We start from the raw sequence: 18,845 nt of genomic DNA, 5'->3' as shown, positions 1-18,845 counted from the left end.
CATGGCTCACGCTGCTATCACTCATGCACAGGGCCACGATCACGGCCATGACGACAGCACCAAAACCACGCTGGGGTTCTGGATCTACCTGATGAGCGACTGCCTCATCTTCGCGACGCTCTTCGCCACCTTCGGCGTGCTCGCGAATGCCACGGCAGGCGGCCCCGGCGCGAGGCAGCTCTTCGAACTGCCTTACGTGCTGGGCGAAACGCTGCTGCTGCTCGCGAGCAGCGTGACCTTCGGCATGGCGATGCTGGGCCTGCACGCGCAGCGCCGCGCGCAGGTGATCGTGTGGCTCGCGATCACGTTCGCGTTCGGCGCGGGCTTCGTCGGCATGGAGGTGAACGAGTTCGCCAAGCTCATCGCCGATGGCGCGGGCCCGCATACGAGCGCGTATCTTTCGGCGTACTTCACATTGGTCGGCACGCACGGCCTGCACGTGACGGCCGGTCTGCTATGGATCGCGATCATGATGCATCAGACCTGGAAGTTCGGCCTCACCGGTGTGATCCGCCGCCGTCTCGCGTGCCTGAGCCTGTTCTGGCACTTCCTGGATCTCGTGTGGATCTGCGTTTTCACCTTTGTTTATCTGCGAGGCATGCTGTGAGTTCAACCAACGTAACGCATTCGAGCGGTCACGACAGCAGTCACGATGATGCGCATGGCAGCCTCAAGAGCTACATGATCGGCACGATTCTCTCGCTCGTGCTCACGCTCGCGTCGTTCGGCGTGGTGATGCTGCATCTGGTGTCGCCAGAAGCGGGGCTCGTGGCCATCGTCGTGCTGTGCGTCGCGCAGCTCGTCGTGCAGCTCGTGTATTTCCTGCATATCGGCGCGTCGCGTAGTCAGCGCGCGAACACCGGCATCTTCATCTGCACGGGGTTTCTGATTGCGGTGATCGTCGGGCTTTCGCTGTGGGTCATGCACAACGCGAACGTCAACATGATGCCCACGCAGATGAGCGTCGAACGCGCGATGGCGCGCGACTGATCCCACGCACTCACGCAAACCTGGCTGGCAACGCGCAGCGCGCGCGTTGCCAGCATCGGCTCAAGCCGGGTTCAGGACCCTTGCCTGCCTGCGCATGCCCGCGAAGATCGCCTCGGCCACGTCGAGCGGAAAGTCGCCGGGAAGCTGCGCGGCGACTTCGCCGATCACGCGTTCGGTTTCCCCGGCCACCGTCTCCATCATTGCTTCGACTTGCTCGACGGAAAAGCCCACGCGCTGCCCCTGGGCGATCCAGTGCCGCGGCAGGATCTGCGCGATGCGATAGTGGGCGTTGCGACCGCGCACGGCCATCGCGAGGCTCGCGCGCTGCGCCGGAAGCTGATTGCGCCCGCGCCCGATGATCGGATGCGCCGAAAGCACGTCATAAAGCGGCGTGGCGACGTAGCGGCTGCCGGGCAGATGCGCGATGCTGAAGTTCTTGGCGTGGCCATCCGTGGCGGCGAGCAACCAGAAAATCAGTTGTGCCATGAAAAAATGACGCCGGTCGTCCGCCTGGCGCGAGGAGCCTCCGAGCACGGCCATGACACTTTCGATGCCGGGGCCGCCGTCGGCTTCGTACTTGTGCAGGCCCGACGTGCCGGTGGCCTGGCACAGGTCCTCCTGCGGCAGCCGCACGATCCAGCGGCCGTTGCGCGCCATGCGCCGGTCGAAGCGCTCCACCACGAGCGCCTTGGTGTCTTCGAAATGCGCGATTTCGCACGCCGCGATCGGCAGCCCGAATGCGGCGACGATCTTCGCGCAGAGCCATTCGTTTTCGACCGAGGTGCGCATGTCGGCGCGCATATTGCCAACGAGGCCGAGCGGCAGCTTCAGGATGTGCGTAGTGGGCGTGCTGCCCAAAGGCAGCAGCCAGCGGCCGCCGTGGTGGAGCAGGGCGGTCTTTTCCTGGGCGCCGGCAATCGAGAGGCGCAGATCGTCCACGCTCTCGTGCTCGCCGAACGGCGGCGCGGAGGTGGTGTCGCGCAGCAGCCGCGCGATGGCGCTTTCGGATAGCGGCTTGCCTTCGATGCTTTCGAGTCCGACCGGCGCTTCGCCCGCCGGCAGGAGCTGCAACGCTCCCACGCAGTCGCGGCCGAGCACGGCGAGCAGCTCGAACGGCGTGATGCCGGCCGTACGGTAGCGGGCCGCGATGCGGCGCCGGATGCGCTCGCTGTCGGGCAGCAGATTGTCGAAGTAATCGGCGACGACTGCGCCGCGCAACGGCTGGTTGCCGGGCGTGAAGGGCAGCGAGAGCGAGAGTGGGCGGCCTTGCTCGTCTTCCGTCCAGCTTTCTGAATACGCGAGACGCTCCACGCCTCGCGCAATTTCCCAGTAGCCAACGGGCAGACCGTTCATCCACAAGTCGAGCCGGTTCGTCTGGCGGGCGCGCGCCATCACCAGTCCTCCCGCTTGCGCGGCTTCGCGCGGGCCTTGGGCGTCGAGCCCCTGGCGACGGTGGGCGCGCTAGTGCGTTTTGCTGCGCGCGTAGGTGCCGCAGGCGCTGCTGTGGGCGCAGCACGCTTTTTCGTGGCGGCGCTGCGTGTTGCGGGCGCGGGCGCCGCCTTGCGCTTCGGCGGGCTAGCCGGAGCGCCGCGGGTCTTGGCCGCTGCGGGGCGGGTTTCGGAGACTTTGCGCTTTGCGGCCCGAGCCGGCGCCGCGGCGCCTGGGGACGCTTTGACCGCTTTGGCCGGCTTGCTGCGCGCGGCACTCACGGATGCCGCAGCCGCAGAGGACAGGCGCATTTCCACCGCGAGCAGCCGAAGAACGCGAAAAAGCCGGTCGACGCTTGCGGACTCGGGGTGCGCTTCGAAGGCGGCATAGCTTTGCTGGGAGATGCCAAGGCGCTGCGCGACCTTTTCCTGGGTGAGGCCGGCTTGCTTGCGGAATCCCAGCAGCATGGGGCGCAACTGGCTGACGGTCTTGAGCGAATAGTCCACGCGAGGCTCCTGCAGCGGTAACGTGGTGAAGGGCAAATCACAGTGTATAGACTGTAAATGCAAAATACAATCTTAAACCTGTAAAAGCAAAATACAGACTATAGGCTGTAAATTTTAATTACAGTCTTCAGGCTGTAGAGGCTCCATGTCGGGATGCGCGGGCGAGTGCCAGGTGCGGGCGTGCCAAAGCAGGCGTCAAGGCGCCGGCGCAAACGCTCTGCGCCTGGAACGAATCAGACGTATAACTCATGAATCCCTGCAATCCAGGAATATGCGGGAAAACTAGAGGCGCGGGTTTTTGCTGGTGTCGATATATTGCAGCAAGCCGGGGGCTTGTCTTTGCGGGCCTCCATCTTCCAGAGCGCGGACCCAGCGGCGAGGTCAGGCGGCCTCGAGTGTCGGCGCAAGCCCCTTGCGAGGAACAGTCGTGGAGAACTATGGCGAATTGCACCGGGCCATTCTGAACAATATCCCGGATCAGGCATGGCTGAAGGATACCGAGTCGCGCTACGTCCTCGTCAATGAAGCGTTCATTGACGCGTGCGGACGCCCCGAGAAGGACATCATTGGCCGCACGCCGGACCAGGTCTGGTCGCCGGAACTGGGCGAGGTCTATCTGGACACCGACCGCGCCGTGCTCGAAGGCGGCAAGCGCCGGCGCTACGAGGAAAGGCGCCCCGGCCCCAACGGCAAACTGCTCTGGTTCGACACCGTCAAGATGCCTGTGCGCGGCGCGGACGGGAGCATCGTCGGCACGGTCGGCATCTCGCGCGACATCACCGGTTTCAAGCACACGGAGACGGAGCTGCGCGATTCGCGCTCCCAGTTACGGCAGCTTTCCGCGTGGCTTCAGTCGGTGCGTGAAAGCGAACGCGCACGCATTTCGCGCGAGCTGCACGACGAGCTCGGCCAGCTGCTGAGCGGGCTGCGGCTCGGCCTGAACTACCTGGAGACGCAAGCACGCGCGTTGACCTTCGGGCAGATTGATCACATCGGGATGCTCAAGGAGCTCGTGGACACCACGATGGATGCCGTGCACCGCATCGCGTCCGATCTGCGTCCGCCGGTACTGGACGAGCTGGGACTCCACGCGGCGCTCGAATGGTTGACGGAATCGTTCACGCAACGCACCGCTCTGCCGTGCGAGCTGCGGCTGAACATTGCGGAGGCGCTGCTGGGCGAGCTCGATACGGAGCGCAGCACCGCGATCTTTCGCATCGTTCAGGAGTCGCTCACCAATGCGAGCCGCCACGGGCGGGCCTCGCGCGTCGTCGTCGAGCTTGACGCGCACGACGATCACTGCCACCTCGCGATTGCCGACGACGGCTGCGGCATGGACACCGCGCGCGCCCCGAACGCGCGCGGCCTCGGCCTCGTCGGCATGCGCGAGCGCGCGCTGATGCTTGGCGGACAGCTGAGCGTCACGAGCCGGCCCGGCCACGGGACGCGCGTGGCCGCCCGCATTCCGCTGCACCCCACAGCCGCCAACGGAGAACATCCCTCATGCGCGTCATGATCGCCGACGACCACGCGATCATTCGCGACGGTCTGAAAAGAATCCTCTCCACCGTGCCGGACATGCAGGTCGCGGCGGAAGCCGTCGACGGCACCGACGTCGTCGAGCAACTGCGCAGCACCGCCGTCGACGTGCTGCTGCTCGACATGTCGATGCCGGGCAAGAGCGGCATCGCCCTGATCCAGCAGATCAAGGCGAGTCATCCGTCGCTGCCGGTGCTGGTCCTGAGCATGTACCGCGAGTCGCAGTACGCGGTCCAGGCGATTCGCGCGGGCGCGGACGGCTATCTCACCAAGAACGCAGAATCCGATCAGCTGATCGGCGCGATACGCAAGGTCGCCCGCGGCGGCACGATCGTCTCGCCGCTCGTGGCCGAAAAGCTCGTCAAGCAGTTGCACCAGCCCGCGAGCTCCTTTCCTCATACCTTGCTCACGCCGCGCGAGTTCCAGATCTTCCAGATGCTCGTGGAGGGCAGCAGCATCAACGAGATCGCGCACAACCTCTCGCTGTCGAGCAAAACGGTCAGCACCCACAAGGCCAATATCCTCGAAAAGATGGATATCCCGTCGACCGCCGGGCTCGTCCACTACGCCATCCAGCATGGCCTGATCGTCGCCGGCACGGATACCTGATATCCGCCGTATCCGCCTCGTCCGGCTTGCCCGGTTTGTGCGGTGCGTCTCGGAAAATCCCTGGACGAAAACCAGCCGATCCCGATGCCAGGCCGCAGGCCGCCCATCTAATCTGTCTTTACCGCGCAAGCCGCGGCGGGCCGCCAACGGGCGACGCCGCCCACGCACGACGCGCCGGAGCGCGGGCGCGCCGCTTCCGGCCGACCCATTACAGCAAGTAAGGAGACCCGACCATGCATGTGGACCTGCTGATCAACAACGTCTGCGTTCGCGACGACGACCCGCTGGTCGACATCGCCATTCGCGACGGACGCATCGTGGCGATCGAGGCGGGCATCGACGCCTCGGCCGACGAGATCATCGACGCGGGCGGGCGCGCCGCCATTCCGGGGCTGATCGAAGCGCACCTGCACCTGGACAAGGCGTTGCTGCACCGCCGCCTGCCGGCCCGCTTCGGCACGCTCGACGAGGCGATCCGTGTGACGGGCGTGCTCAAGAGCAAGCAGGAGCGCAACGACGTGCTCGATCGTTCGCGCCAGGTGCTGGACATGGCGGTCAAGAACGGCACCGTGGCGGTGCGGGCGCACCCCGACGTCGACCTCATCCAGGGGCTGATCGGCGTGGAAACGCTGCTAGAACTGAAATCCCAATACGAGGGCCTGCTCGACCTGCAGATCGTGGCGTTTCCGCAGGAGGGCATACTCAAGTCGCAGGGCACGCACGAGTTGATGGTCGAGGCGCTGGAAATGGGCGCCGACGTCGTGGGAGGCTGCCCGTACAACGAGCTCAACTGGGACGATACGCGGCGCCATGTCGATATGGTGTTCGAGCTCGCGCAGCGCTTCGACGCGCCCGTCGACATGCATGCGGACTTCGCCGACGACACCAGCGACCCGCGCTTCGCAGCGATCTCGTACATCGCGCAAAAGACGATCGAGACCGGCTATCAGGGACGCGTGACGCTAGGACACGTCACGAGTCTCGGCGCGCTCGACGACGAAGCGCTCAAGCCCGTCATCGACCGGATGCGCGAAGCAGGCATCAGCATCGTGACGCTGCCGGCCACCGACCTTTATCTGGGCGGCCGCAGAGACCAGCGCAACCCGCGGCGCGGCCTCACGCCCGTCAAGGCATTGCATAACGCGGGCGTGAACGTCGCCTATTCGTCGAACAACGTACGCAACGCCTTCACGCCGTTCGGCAAGGCCGACATGCTGCAGATCGGCAACATGCTCGCCCACGTGGCGCAGTTCGGCGTGCCGGAGCACCAGCAGGCGATCCTCGACATGGGCACGCGCAACGCCGCGCGGGCCATCGGGATCGAGCATGGTTACGGCATCGCCGTGGGCAATCAGGCCGATCTCGTCATCCTCGACACCTTCAAGGTGGCCGATGCGCTGCTCGACATCCCGCCGCGGCTGTGGGTCGTCAAGCGCGGCCGCATTACCGTGGTCACCACCCACCATTGCGAAATCCATCGGCACGCGTGTTGTTGCGCCCAGTGAAGTTCGATCAAAACTCAAGGAGACGATCATGAAGAAGCTGCCCGCGGAAGTCGTTGCATCAGCCCTTGCCGTCACGACCATACCGATCAGCATGTTGCCGTTGCATTTGCCGCCGTGGGCCATCTTCATCAGTTGGGCCGCCACCTTCGCAATGGGCGGCCCGACTGCGAAAAATCTCAAGCGGATCTGGCCCACCTTGCCGGTTGGATCATGCTTCGCATTCCTGATCGTGCTCGGCTTCGATCAGGCATCGCGGCAGTTCAGCGGCAGCTCGCTGGTTCTCGCGCAAATGGCGATTCTCTTCACGCTGAACGGCACGATGATGGCGCTGGCTCGCCTGTTCGTCATGTTCAATTTCATCCCGGGCATGTTCTTCGGGTTCGCGACGTATTTCGGCACACTCTTCGGCGGCTTCGGTCCCATTGCGCACGATCCCGTGACGGCCTTGATTGCGGCCATCGCAATGAACGCGCTCGGACCGGCGTATGCCTGGGTGAAGGAGCGCTATTCCGCGCCCGAAGTGGCCACGCATCGCTGGTGGAAGGGCTGGAAGCCGGAAGTCCGATAGCGCGCGGAGGGAATGACCGCGGCACAAGCGATCAATGCATAGGGGAGGCAGCATGACGTTCGTAGCACAGGAACCAACAGGTATCGATATGGATATTGATTCGGATACCGAAGAAATTGCGACACTGGCGGCACGTGAGACCGGCGTCGCATTCGCTCCCGGCACGATCGGCGAAACGCCGTGTCTCGCGCGCTCGACGCGCGGCATGGTGACCAGTCCGCACGAGCTGGCGAGCGAGGCCGGACGCGAGGTGCTGCACGCAGGCGGCAACGCGATCGAGGCCGCCATCGCGATCGGCGCAGTGTTGAGCGTGACGTATCCGCACTTCACCGGGCTGGGCGGCGACGCCTTCATGGTGATCAGCGATCGTGCCGGCAACGTTCGTACGCTCTCGGGCATCGGCCAGGCCGCCGCACGGTTGCCGGACTACGCGGGCGCCATTCCGGTGCGCGGGCCCGGCGCGGCGCTGACGACGGCAGCGTCGCTCGCCGTCTGGGACAAGGCTTATTCGCTGAGCCGCGGCGCGTGGGGCGGCAGGCAGGGCTGGTCGTCGCTGTTTTCGCGCGCCATCGAATACGCGGTCAACGGCTTCCCGGTCACACCGTCACAGCAGTTCTGGCAAACGCTGCGCGCGAGCGAACTGGCCGGCTGGGCGGGCTTCGCGCGAGTCTTCATGCCGCGCGGACGCATCCCGCAGGCCGGCGAGCCATTCGTCCAGCCCGAACTGGCGCGCAGCCTCGAGCGTATCGCCACGCACGGCGGCCGCGAGTTCTACGAGGGCGATCTGGCGGCCCGCGTTGCCGCCGGCCTCAAGCAGGCAGGCTCGCCGCTCACGCTGGCCGATCTGGCCCGCACGCAGGCCCGCGAGGAGGTGCCGCTGCGCGTGGCGTATCGCGGCGGCGAGCTGCTGGGCTTGCGGCCACCGACGCAGGGCGTGACCACGCTCGAAATCATGGGCATTCTCGAGCGCTTCGATCTCGCCGGCATTCCCGAGAATAGTGCGGATTACTATCATGTGCTCGTCGAGGCGGTGAAGCTCGCGTTTCTCGACCGCGACCGTTACGTCGCGGACCCGGATTTCGTTGACGTGCCCGTCGATCAGATGTTGTCGGCGCAGACGCTCGACGCCCACGCACGCCGTATCCGGATGGATCGCGCAATGCCGTGGCCGCATGGCTTCAAAACGGGCGATACGGTCTACATCGGCGCGGCCGATTCGCAAGGCAACAGTGTCAGCATGCTGCAAACCGTGTATTTCGACTGGGGCAGCGGCGTCGTGGCGGGCGATACGGGCGTGCTATGGCACAACCGCGGCGCCTCGTTCAGCCTCGATCCGAAGAGCCCCAACGTACTGCGCGGCAGCAAGCGGCCATTCCATACGCTCAACCCGGGCATGTATCTCAAGGCGGGGCGGCCCCATCTGCTGTATGGCACCCAGGGCGCCGACGGGCAGCCGCAGACGCTTGCGGCCGTGCTCACGCGTCTGATCGATTACGGCATGGATCCGCTCACGGCGCTGGCCCGGCCGCGCTTTCTGCTCGGCAAGACCTTCTCGGACAGCCGCGACAGCCTCAAGCTCGAAGAGGACGCAGGCGCGCGCGTGTTCTGCGAGCTGACGTCGCGCGGCCATCAGATGAGCGCCATTCCCGCGCAAAGCCAGCTCGCCGGACACCCCGGGGCCATCCGCATCGAAGCGAACGGGCACATGACGGGCGCTCACGATCCGCGCAGCGACGGGCGCGCGCTGGGACTCTAGCGAGCTATCGGAAAAGTAAATGATGAACATTCCAATATTTAATTTGTCGATAGCGACCGTGTCCGATATGGTGTCGATATCTATCCCCCCATAGGGCCACGCAGCGCGGCGAACGCAACGCAGATCGGGACGCGTTGAGTGGTTCCTGATTCGCCGAGGCACAGTCATGTTCGATCGCGTATTCGTCAACGCCGTGGGCGCCGACGGCAAACCCCTGAATCTCACCGTACGCGACGGACGCCTTGTCAGCCTCGGCTCGGCGCGCCCCGAAGCCGGCGGCGCCGAAGTCGTCGACCTCCAGGGGCACCTCGTGCTGCCGGGCTTCGTCGACGGCCACATCCACCTCGACAAAAGTTTCGTCGGCGACCGCTGGCGCCCGCACCGTGTTGCGACGACGCTGCGCGAACGCCTCGCCGACGAAAAAGCGGCGCTGGCAAGCGCCGCGCCCATTGCCGCCCGCGCCGACGCGCTGATCCGCCAGGCGGCATCGTTCGGCACCATGGCCATGCGAAGCCACGTGGACGTGGACGCCACGACCGGCCTGACCCATCTTCACGCCGTGATGGAAGCGCGCGAAAAATGGCGTGGCATCGTCGACATCGAGCTCGTCGCGTTTCCGCAGGCCGGCGTCGTGTCGTGCCCCGGCACCGCTGAGGTGCTCGACGCGGCCGCGCGCGAAGGCGTCGACGTGGTGGGCGGCATCGACCCGACCACGCTAGACGGCGACGCCGAGGGCCAGCTCGACATCGTCTTCGGCATTGCGCAAAAGCGCGGCGTGAAAATCGACATTCATCTGCACGAGCCCGGCGAGCAAGGCATCGAGCAACTGCACCGCATCGCGGCGCGCACTCACGCAGCCGGCCTGCAGGGCAGGGTGGCGGTGAGTCATGCGTACGCGCTGGGCGACGTGGGGCCGGACGAAGTCGCGCGCATCGCCGACGCGCTTGCCGCAGCGGGCGTGTCGATCATGACGAACGCCCCCGGCGACCGCGCCTTCCCGCCGATTCTCCAGCTACGCGCGGCCGGCGTACGCGTGTTCAGCGGCAACGACAACATTCAGGACGCCTGGTGGCCGTACGGCAACGGCGACATGCTGCAGCGCGCCATGCTGCTCGGCTACCGCTCCGGGTTCTATACCGACGAAGAATTGTGGGTGGCGCTCGAAATGGCGACTGACGCTGGCGCGGCCGTGCTCGGCAAGGACGATTACGGCCTGAAGCCGGGCAACGAGGCATCGTTCGTTATCCTGAAGGCTCCGAATGCGGCCGCCGCCGTTGCCGCTGCGCCCGCCGAACGCGTCATCGTTCGACGCGGGCAATTCTGGGGCGAAACCGCCCGCATGCACTTCGAACCCACGCGGGCTTAACCCGGCCGACGCGATTAGCACGGTTAATTATCCCGAGCGCTTTCGCGCGCGTTGGTCCGCGCGCGGCCTCGTCTTTGAAGTTGTGACATCAAATCCTCACGGAGCATAGAGCATGTCATCCAGTTCTTACTACGCACCGAAAGGCGGCCATCCGGCTCAAACCGAATTGCTGACCGATCGCGCCATGTTCACCGAAGCGTACGCGGTCATTCCGAAAGGCGTGATTCGCGACATCGTCACGAGCTATCTGCCGTTCTGGGACAATACCCGCCTGTGGGTCCTCGCGCGTCCGCTGACCGGCTTCGCCGAAACGTTTTCGCAGTACATCATGGAAGTGGGCCCCGGCGGCGGCAGCGATCGTCCCGAACTCGACGATCTCGCTGAAGGCGTGATCTTCGTGGTCGACGGCGAGCTCGAGCTCAAGCTCAACGGCGTCGAGCACAAGCTCGTGCCGGGCGGCTACGCGTTCATTCCGCCGGGCACGAACTGGTCGCTGCACAACCGCAGCAGCAACCTCGCAAGCTTCCACTGGCTGCGCAAGCACTATGAAGCCGTCGATGGCGTGCCGATGCCCGAAGCCTTCGTGACGAACGAGCGCGACATCGAGCCGATCCCGATGCCGGGCACCGAAGGCCGCTGGGTGACGACGCGCTTCGTCGACATGAGCGACATGCGCCACGACATGCACGTGAACATCGTCACGTTCGAGCCGGGCGGCGTGATTCCGTTCGCCGAAACGCACGTGATGGAGCACGGCCTCTATGTGCTCGAAGGCAAAGCAGTCTATCGCCTGAACCAGGACTGGGTGGAGGTTGAAGCCGGCGACTTCATGTGGCTGCGCGCGTTCTGCCCGCAGGCCTGCTATGCGGGCGGCCCGTCGCGCTTCCGTTACCTGCTGTACAAGGATGTGAACCGCACGGTGAAGCTCACGCTCGGCCAGCAGCCGGTGCGTAAGGCTTAATAGCCGAGCTTAAAGGCGGGCTTAGTAGTGGCTAGCCCGCCACAGCGTCGCCGGCATTTCCAGCAGGTGACGCAGGCCGCTGCGCTCGAGCATGTGCTCCGCAGCGGCTTCAACACCTTCCAGTATCTCCGTTTCATCGACCGATAGCACGCGGTAGTCCTCCATCAGGACCCGGCCGCCTACCATCGTCATGCACACGTCCGCGGCATTCGCGAAGCACGTGACGCGATAGACGGGCATGTTCATCGGCATCAGGTGCGGCTTGAACAGGTCGACCATGATGATGTCGGCCAGTTTGCCCACCTCCAACGAACCGATTTCCGCGTCGAGCGACAACGCCCTGGCGGCGTCGATCGTGACCATCTCCAGCACCTTGCCATGCGGCAGCACGTCCGGATCGCGGAAGTGGCGACGGTGATAGTGCATGCACTGCCACATATGGCGGAACATGTCGTAGCCGCGGTCGGGCGCGGCGGCGTCCGAGCCAATCGCCACGTTGACGCCCGCATCGATCAGCTCCGGCACGGGGCAGCGTCCGATAATCGACATGATCGCGCTTGGGTTGTGCACGATCGACGCGCCCGATTCCACGCACGCGGCAATATCGGCTTCGGTGAGGTCGATGGCGTGCGACATGAACGACTTCGCATTCATCAGTCCCAGCTCGCGGCGCGCGAACTCCAGCGTACCGGCGCGATGACCGTCCTGCGTGAAAGCGAGCCCGCGCGACTGCGCCAGCGCCATGTAGCGCGCCGCCTCGTTGCGCGCCACGTCTTCCCACTGCGCCTGTTCCGGGTAGTGCTGCGGCGCGTAGACGGGCAGCGTCAGCGCGATGTGGATGCGGCCGTTCGCGTCTCCATGGCAGGCGTCGACGATCGCTTTACATACTTCGTACATCTGATCGAAATCGACGTCGCGTGTCACGCTGCCGTTTGCGCCGTGGCTTGTATAGGCGCGTGGCGCGGGCGGCCGCGAAGGACCGACCGCGACCATCGAACGAGTGCCCGTCTTGACCACGGCGTCGCAATGGCGCCGCGCGTAGACCGGGTCGTCCACGCGCATGATCGAGTCGCCGCCGCCGAGCAGCGAGACGCCTGTCGTCACGCCGGCCTTCAGGCGTTCGAGCGCCGCGAGATGCGACTCCATCTCCCAGAATTCTTCATCCGATGCCTGCGTATAGATAACCTCGCAGGCACGAGTCCACGCATCGCCATCGGCGCCGCCGATGGTGCGCAGCATCGCATGGCCCGCGTGCGCGTGAGCGTCGATGAAGCCCGGCAGCACGGCTTTGCGGCGTGCGTTGATGGTTCGTTCCGCTGAATACTTCGCGCAAAGTTCGGCGGTCTTGCCGACCGCGACGATGCGATCGCCCTTGACCGCCACCGCGCCGTCGTCGATCACGCGGCGCGCGGGGTCGAGCGTCATCACGCAGCCATGCACGATCAGCACATCTACGTGTTCCCGATTGTCCATATCCATCCTCTTTCGTGGTCTTTTTTATATGGCAAGTTACGCGGCACCGGTAAATACGCCGTCGCGCGCGACGATGCGCCCGTTGGCCATCACCAGCTTGCGCACCGGCCGCCCGACCACGGCATGGGCGAGCGTCTGGGCGTCCACCAGCACGAGATCGGCGCGCGCGCCCGCGTGCAGGCCGTAATCGGCAAAATCGCAGCCGCGCGCGGCCGCTGCGCTCACGCAATCGAACGCGACCGCGAGATCGTCGTCGCGCCGCAGGTCATAGCGCATGCCGATCAGCATCGCGCGTTCGAGCATGTCCGGCTCGCCGTACGGCGACCACGTATCGCGTATGCCGTCATTGCCGCCGAAGATCGTGATGCCCAGCTCGCGGCAGCGCTTGAGCGGCGGCACGGTGCGCGACGGCGGTGCGCTCGTCAGCAGCGCCACGCGCAAGCGCGCAACGCGTTCGAGCAGCGCCGTGGGTTCGGGCAACGCGCCCAGGCAGAATGCGTGGCTCACCACGACGCGTCCCTGCATCCCCATGGCCTCGACGCGATCGAGCAGCAGCTTCAGCGTGAACGCGCCAATCTCGCCCTGCTCGTGCAGATGGATGTCGATGGGCTTGCCGTAACGCTCGGCCAGCGCGAAGGTGGCGTCGAGCGAGCGCACCGGATCGCCGTCGATCAACGCGGGATCGAGTGCGCCAAGCACGTCGGCACCGGCGGCGAGCGCATTGCCCAGCAGTTCTTCCGTACCGGGGCGGATCAGCAGGCCCGATTGTGGAAACGCGACGATCTGCATGTCGAGCACGTCGGCCAGCGTGTCGCGCGTGTCGAGCACGCCTTCGAGGTAGCGCAGGCCCGCATCGGTGTCGACGTCGACATGAGTGCGCAAGCGCGTCGTGCCCGCAGCGAGAAACGCGTGCGACAGCGCGAGCGATTGCTCGCCGGCATCGTGGCCCGAAGTCTTGCGAAAAGCGCGTTCGTTGGCGATGCGGTCGGTGAGATTCGGGCCGACTTCGTTGCAATACCACTCGCGGCCCCAGAGGGTTTTATCGAGGTGCGTGTGCCCCTCGATAAAGCCGGGCAGCAGCAGCGCACCGCCGCCGTCTTCGACGATGGCATCGGGCGGCGTCGCCACGTTGGGACCGATCGCTTCGATGCGTCCGCCGACGACCGGGACGGAGACCGCCTTGCCATGCGGATCATCGGGCAGGCGAACGTTGGAAAGCAGGAGAGGGCGGGTAGCTGAGGTCATGCCGATTCCACCGTAGTGGCCATGGGGCCTCGCAGTGCGCGTTGCGCGGCGCTGATGAGGACGAACACCAGCGCATTGGCGAACAGCGCGACGAGGCCCGTGTTAATGGAAGTGAAAGCGAGCGGCGCGCTCGGGAAAACCGAGGCGAGCGTCATGCCTCGCCAGTTTGCCAGCGCGAGCACGATCGCGCCCGCGAAGATGCCGCCGAACGCGGCTTCGCGCGTGCCGAACGGGCGCTTGAGGAAACTCGAGGCGAGCATCGGCACGAGCTGCGTGAGCAGGCTCGACGAGAAGATCGCGAGCGAGACGAAGGTGGCGCCGCCGCGCAGCACGAAGTACACGACCACGAGCGTGAACAGCGGCAGCGCGATGCGCGCGACGCGGGCGACGTCGCGGTCGCTCGCCTGCGGCGCGAAGCCTTCGCGATAGATGTTGCGGGCGATCGTCGTCGACGCATTGAGCATGATGAGCGAGCCGGGCACGAGCGCGGTGAGCAGGCCCGCGCCGCCGACGATGCCGACGAACCACGACGGGAAGGTCTGCTTGACGAGCCGCAGCAACGCGAGATCGGTCTGCGCGCCTTCGAGCCCATGAACGGTCAGGACTGCTGCAAATCCGACCATGAACAGGAAGGCGATCAGCACCTGATAGATAGGCATGAGCACGGTATTCTTGCGCAGCGCCGCGGCATCGCGCGCCACGTAGGTCGCGGTGAAGCCGTGCGGATAGAGGTAGTAGCCGAGCGAGGTGAGCAGCAGCGTCGAGTTGTACCAGCTCAGATTGTAGCCATGCTCGGGCATGCGCAGCAGCTCGGGATGCACGGCGTTGATGCGCGCGAACATCTCGCCGTAGCCGCCGAAATAGTGGATCGGCAAATAGGTGCCGAGAAAAATCGCGAGGGCGAGAATCAGCACGTCCTTGAAGATCGCGATGCTCGCCGAGCCGTGAATGCCGGAGACGCTCATATAGAGCACCATCAGCGTCGCGCTGATCCAGATCGCGGTGTTTTCCGCGATCAAGCCGTACGACATCTCGGAGACGATGATGCCGAGTCCGCGCAACTGGATGATGAGCAGCGAGACCATCGCAAAGACGGCCACGACCGAGACGAGCACCCCGACCGCGCGGCTTTCGTACTTGGCCGCGAAATAGTCGGCGAACGAGACGAGGCCGCGCTCCTTCGCAAAGCGCCAGATGGCGGGCAGCATCCAGTAGCCGAATAGATAGGCTAGACAGCCATATGAAAGGATGTAGAACGCGGGCACGCCCTTGCTATAGGTCCAGCCGCTCGCGCCGAGAAACGTGAACGTCGAGAACGCCTCGCCGGCCATCAGCAGGAACGTGAGCAGTGAGCCAAAGCCGCGGCCGCCGACGGCCCACTGCTCGAGGCTCAGCTTTTTGCCGCGACGCGCGCGCAGGCCGATGAAAAGCGAAAACAGCGCGAACAGGACGATGATGATGAGGGCCGGATTCATGGTTGGCCCTCCGTCTTCTCGCCTGCGCGCGCGGCTTCATCGCGGCTGTCGAGGATGTAGATGACGGCGAGAATGGCGGCCGTGCCCGCCATCCAGATCAGATTCCAGACCAGCAGGAAGGGAACGCCGAACAGCATCGGCACATGGGTGGCGAGCGAGCCGCCCGAATAAATGCCCACGAACGGCAGCGCTGCCAGCAGAACGCGAAGGTTCACCGCCGGTTTCGTGCGCGCTGGCCTGCTCAACTGCGTTTGCGCCATTCCTGTCTCCAGACTTCTATATGTTTTTGCTGATCCCGACATTCAGCCGGGCCGAAACGTTCAAATGTTAGCGACTGCGTCTGTTATTCGAAAATTAAATGTTCGAATGCAAATCAGTGGAAAATCAAATATGATCGTGCAATTGTCAGCCCCGATATCGCGTGATAGAACGCGGTATCTCATTCGAAAATCAAATAGTCCGATGAAAAGCAACGCAAGAGGGCATCGGCCGCTGTTCGATCTGGACCTGCTCAAGGCGATCGTCATGGTGGCGGATTGCGGCACGTTCACGGCGGCATCGGCGCGGCTGCATTCGACGCAGTCGACCGTGAGCCAGAAAGTGAAGCGTCTGGAAGACATGGCGGGGCACAAGCTGCTCGAGCGCGGCGCGCGCGACGTGAGCCCGACCGATGCGGGCGAGACGCTGCTGGCTTACGCGCGGCGCATGCTCGCGCTCAACGACGAGATGATCGAATCGTTGGCGGGCGCGACGGTGGGTTTGACGGTACGCCTCGGCGTACCCGAGGATTTCGTCGGCGGACCGACGACGCATATGCTCGCGGCGTTCAATCGCAAGCATCCGCAGGTGAAGCTCGAAGTCACGAGCGGCCTGAGCCGCGACATCGCCAGCAGCTACGACCGCGGCGACCTCGACCTCGCGCTCGTGAAGCACCGGCGCAACAGCCGCGAGGCGGTGGCCAGCTGGCCGGAGCAATTGCGCTGGATCGACAGCGCGAAGAATCCGTCGTTTCAGCTCGACCCGATACCGCTGGTCGCGTTCCCGCCGCGCGGCCTCTATCGCGACGACATGACGAACGCGATCGAAGGGCTCGGGCGCCGCTGGCGCATGAGCTTCATCAGCTCGAGCCTGAGCGGCATCCAGGCGGCCGTGGCCGACGGGCTCGGCATCAGTCTGCTGCCGCTGCGCTCGGTCACGGCCGACCACGTCGTGCTCACGCAAAAGAGCGGGCTGCCCTTGGTCGAGACCATGGATATCGCGTTGCTGCACCGGCCGACCGCCGACACCGTCGTGCAGGAACTCGCGCGGGCGATGTCACGGATGATCGGCAAGCCGCGGCGCTGAAAGCGCACTGGACAGCGTAACCGTGCGTGCCACCGGGGTTATCCCTGGGGATCGACCGTCCGCGTAATTCGTATGATGACCGGATCACCCGACCATGACCGCCCCTACCGTGAACCGCAGTGCCGCCGCCCAGCCGTTGCTCGGCTGCATCGCCGACGATTTCACCGGTGCGACCGATCTCGCCAATATGCTCGTGAAGAGCGGCATGCGCACCGTGCAGACCATCGGCGTGCCTGAGGCGGGCGCGCGGATCGACGCCGACGCGATCGTCATCGCGCTGAAGTCGCGCACGATTCCCGCCGCCGATGCGGTCGCGCAATCGCTCGCCGCGCTCGCCTGGCTGCGCGAGCAGGGCTGCCACCAGTTTTTCTTCAAGTACTGCTCAACATTCGATTCGACCGACGCGGGCAACATCGGTCCTGTTGCCGATGCGCTGGCCGACGAACTCGGCAACGCGTTGGGCGAAGCGGCGACATTGTCGATCGCCTGTCCCGCGTTTCCCGAGAACGGGCGCACTGTCTATCGCGGCCATCTGTTCGTCGGCGACGCGTTGCTCAGCGAATCGGGCATGGAGCATCATCCACTGACGCCGATGAGAGACGCCAACCTCATGCGCGTCTTGCAGCGTCAAACGGCTTCGCAGGTCGGCCTCGTTCGCTACGACACGATCGCGCGTGGAGCGGCGGCGGTACGCGAATGCTTCGCACAACTACGTGCTGAAGGCGTGCGCTTCGCCATCGCTGACGCGCTGGCCGACGCCGATTTGCACGTACTCGGCGAAGCCTGCGCGGACCACGCGCTGATTACGGGCGGCTCCGGCATTGCGCTCGGCCTGCCCGCGAACTTCCGCCGGGCCGGACTGCTGCCCGAACGCAGCGACGCCGCGAAGCTCAGCGGGGTTGCGGGCCACGCCACGGTGCTGGCCGGCAGCGCCTCGAAAGCGACGCGTGCCCAGGTGGCCGCGTGGCGCGCATCGCGCCCCGCGCTGCGCCTCGATCCGCTGGCCGCCGCGCGCGGCGAGCCCATCGTCGAAACGGCGCTCGCATTTGCGCGCGAGCACTTGCCCGAGCCGGTGCTGATCTACGCGACCGCCTCGCCCGAAGAGGTCAAGGCGGTTCAGCAACAGCTCGGCGTGGAAGCGGCGGGGGCGCTCGTCGAGCGCACGCTCGCGCAGATCGCGCGCGGCCTGTTCGCACTCGGCGTGCGCAAGTTCGTGGTCGCGGGCGGCGAGACCTCGGGCGCGGTGGTCCAGGCGCTCGACGTGAAAGCCCTGCAGATCGGCGCGCAGATCGATCCGGGCGTGCCGGCAACCGCGGCGCTCGACGGCGCAATCGGCCTCGCCCTCAAGTCGGGCAACTTCGGCGCGACCGACTTCTTCGAGAAGGCATTGCAACGGCTGGAGGCCCCGGCATGAACGCCGAAGCCAGGCTGCGCGAAACGATCTGCAGCGTTGGCGCGAGCCTCTTTGCGCGCGGCCACGCGGTGGGCACCGCGGGCAACATCAGCGCGAAGCTCGACGACGGCTGGCTCATCACGCCAACCGATGCATGCCTGGGCCGGCTCGATCCTGCGCGGATCGTGAAGGTCGATCTGTCCGGGCAAGCCGTATCGGGCGATAAACCCTCGAAGACGCTCGCGCTGCATCGCGGCATCTATGCGCGCAACGCCCAAGCGCGCGGCATCGTCCACACGCATTCGACGCATCTCGTGGCGCTGACGCTCGCGGGCGTCTGGCGCGACACCGACGTGCTGCCACCGATTACGCCGTACTACGTGATGAAGGTGGGCCACATTCCGCTGATCCGCTATCGTCGCCCCGGCGACCCGGCCGTGGCCGCAGAAGTGGCCGCGCTGGCAGACCGCGTGCGCGGCGTGCTGCTCGATCGGCTGGGTCCGGTGGTGTGGGCGCCGGATGTCGAACAGGCGTCGGCGGTGCTCGAAGAGCTCGAAGAAACGGCGCGCCTCTGGCTCATGACGAACCCGAAGCCCGCGCCGCTCGACGAGCGCGCGCTGGACGATTTGCGCCAAAGTTTCGGCGCGCGCTGGTAAAGCGCGGCGCGCCTTTATGCCGTTTTTTTGT

18 protein-coding genes are annotated in these 18,845 nt (G+C 65.5%); 12 read left to right on the top strand and 6 right to left on the bottom strand.

What is annotated here, in order from left to right:
* Position 1 precedes the first annotated feature (1 nt).
* Complete coding sequence (gene cyoC, locus U5775_RS10445) at positions 2-607, top strand: cytochrome o ubiquinol oxidase subunit III (RefSeq protein ID WP_322058058.1); 606 nt, start codon at positions 2-4, stop codon at positions 605-607.
* The gene (cyoD, locus tag U5775_RS10440) at positions 604-990 is read left to right on the top strand and encodes a cytochrome o ubiquinol oxidase subunit IV (protein WP_322058057.1); all 387 of its coding nucleotides are present in this window, start codon (positions 604-606) and stop codon (positions 988-990) included. The genes cyoC and cyoD overlap by 4 nt, the downstream gene beginning before the upstream one ends.
* A gap of 60 nt (positions 991-1,050) precedes the next feature.
* Here cyoD and U5775_RS10435 read toward each other — a convergent pair whose 3' ends face one another.
* Both U5775_RS10435 and U5775_RS10430 read right to left on the bottom strand, forming a co-directional pair.
* Positions 1,051-2,385: a type II toxin-antitoxin system HipA family toxin gene (locus U5775_RS10435; RefSeq protein ID WP_415913549.1), complete on the bottom strand. Its 1,335-nt coding sequence runs from the start codon at positions 2,383-2,385 to the stop codon at positions 1,051-1,053.
* A complete protein-coding gene (locus U5775_RS10430; RefSeq protein WP_322058055.1) occupies positions 2,382-2,924 on the bottom strand; it encodes a helix-turn-helix domain-containing protein in 543 nt (180 codons plus the stop codon). The genes U5775_RS10435 and U5775_RS10430 overlap by 4 nt, the downstream gene beginning before the upstream one ends.
* 427 nt (positions 2,925-3,351) lie before the next feature.
* On the opposite strand from U5775_RS10430, the gene U5775_RS10425 reads away from it, so the two are divergent.
* The 7 genes from U5775_RS10425 (at position 3,352) to U5775_RS10395 (ending at position 11,228) form a co-directional block, all read left to right on the top strand.
* Complete coding sequence (locus U5775_RS10425; protein ID WP_322058054.1) at positions 3,352-4,440, top strand: PAS domain-containing protein; 1,089 nt, start codon at positions 3,352-3,354, stop codon at positions 4,438-4,440.
* Positions 4,428-5,072: a response regulator transcription factor gene (locus U5775_RS10420; protein ID WP_322058053.1), complete on the top strand. Its 645-nt coding sequence runs from the start codon at positions 4,428-4,430 to the stop codon at positions 5,070-5,072. Before U5775_RS10425 ends, U5775_RS10420 begins: the two co-directional genes overlap by 13 nt.
* Positions 5,073-5,305: 233 nt before the next feature.
* Positions 5,306-6,577, top strand: coding sequence for an amidohydrolase family protein (locus tag U5775_RS10415; protein ID WP_322058052.1), 1,272 nt, complete (start codon positions 5,306-5,308; stop codon positions 6,575-6,577).
* A gap of 28 nt (positions 6,578-6,605) precedes the next feature.
* Positions 6,606-7,145, top strand: a complete 540-nt coding sequence (locus U5775_RS10410) for a DUF1097 domain-containing protein (RefSeq protein WP_322058051.1) — start codon at positions 6,606-6,608, stop codon at positions 7,143-7,145.
* A gap of 205 nt (positions 7,146-7,350) precedes the next feature.
* Entirely contained in the window at positions 7,351-8,901 is a 1,551-nt protein-coding gene (locus U5775_RS10405; RefSeq protein ID WP_322058155.1) for a gamma-glutamyltransferase family protein, read from the top strand.
* Positions 8,902-9,067: 166 nt separating this feature from the next.
* Complete coding sequence (locus U5775_RS10400; RefSeq protein WP_322058050.1) at positions 9,068-10,267, top strand: amidohydrolase family protein; 1,200 nt, start codon at positions 9,068-9,070, stop codon at positions 10,265-10,267.
* Between the two features lie 112 nt (positions 10,268-10,379).
* Positions 10,380-11,228, top strand: a complete 849-nt coding sequence (locus U5775_RS10395) for a bifunctional allantoicase/(S)-ureidoglycine aminohydrolase (RefSeq protein ID WP_322058049.1) — start codon at positions 10,380-10,382, stop codon at positions 11,226-11,228.
* Positions 11,229-11,249: 21 nt separating this feature from the next.
* Here U5775_RS10395 and U5775_RS10390 read toward each other — a convergent pair whose 3' ends face one another.
* From U5775_RS10390 to U5775_RS10375, 4 genes are read right to left on the bottom strand one after another with little or no spacing between them, the layout of a single operon-like run.
* The gene (locus U5775_RS10390) at positions 11,250-12,701 is read right to left on the bottom strand and encodes an amidohydrolase family protein (protein ID WP_322058048.1); all 1,452 of its coding nucleotides are present in this window, start codon (positions 12,699-12,701) and stop codon (positions 11,250-11,252) included.
* Positions 12,702-12,737: 36 nt separating this feature from the next.
* Positions 12,738-13,946: an amidohydrolase family protein gene (locus tag U5775_RS10385; RefSeq protein WP_322058047.1), complete on the bottom strand. Its 1,209-nt coding sequence runs from the start codon at positions 13,944-13,946 to the stop codon at positions 12,738-12,740.
* Positions 13,943-15,421: a sodium:solute symporter gene (locus U5775_RS10380; protein ID WP_322058046.1), complete on the bottom strand. Its 1,479-nt coding sequence runs from the start codon at positions 15,419-15,421 to the stop codon at positions 13,943-13,945. The genes U5775_RS10385 and U5775_RS10380 overlap by 4 nt, the downstream gene beginning before the upstream one ends.
* Positions 15,418-15,681, bottom strand: a complete 264-nt coding sequence (locus tag U5775_RS10375; protein ID WP_322058045.1) for a DUF3311 domain-containing protein — start codon at positions 15,679-15,681, stop codon at positions 15,418-15,420. The genes U5775_RS10380 and U5775_RS10375 overlap by 4 nt, the downstream gene beginning before the upstream one ends.
* Before the next feature lie 202 nt (positions 15,682-15,883).
* Between U5775_RS10375 and U5775_RS10370 the strand changes: the two genes are divergently transcribed.
* The 3 genes from U5775_RS10370 to U5775_RS10360 all read left to right on the top strand — a co-directional run bounded on the left by U5775_RS10370 (position 15,884) and on the right by U5775_RS10360 (position 18,814).
* Complete coding sequence (locus U5775_RS10370; RefSeq protein WP_322058044.1) at positions 15,884-16,765, top strand: LysR substrate-binding domain-containing protein; 882 nt, start codon at positions 15,884-15,886, stop codon at positions 16,763-16,765.
* Positions 16,766-16,859: 94 nt separating this feature from the next.
* On the top strand, positions 16,860-18,179 hold the full coding sequence (gene otnK, locus U5775_RS10365) for a 3-oxo-tetronate kinase (RefSeq protein WP_322058043.1): 1,320 nt from the start codon (positions 16,860-16,862) through the stop codon (positions 18,177-18,179).
* Entirely contained in the window at positions 18,176-18,814 is a 639-nt protein-coding gene (locus U5775_RS10360) for an aldolase (protein WP_322058042.1), read from the top strand. The genes otnK and U5775_RS10360 overlap by 4 nt, the downstream gene beginning before the upstream one ends.
* The last annotated feature ends 31 nt before the right edge of the window (positions 18,815-18,845 follow it).

Source organism: Paraburkholderia sp. J63, from assembly GCF_905220245.1.
Taxonomy (GTDB): domain Bacteria; phylum Pseudomonadota; class Gammaproteobacteria; order Burkholderiales; family Burkholderiaceae; genus Paraburkholderia.
Note: the sequence above shows the minus strand (reverse complement) of the source record. Positions and strands in the feature narration are given on the sequence as shown.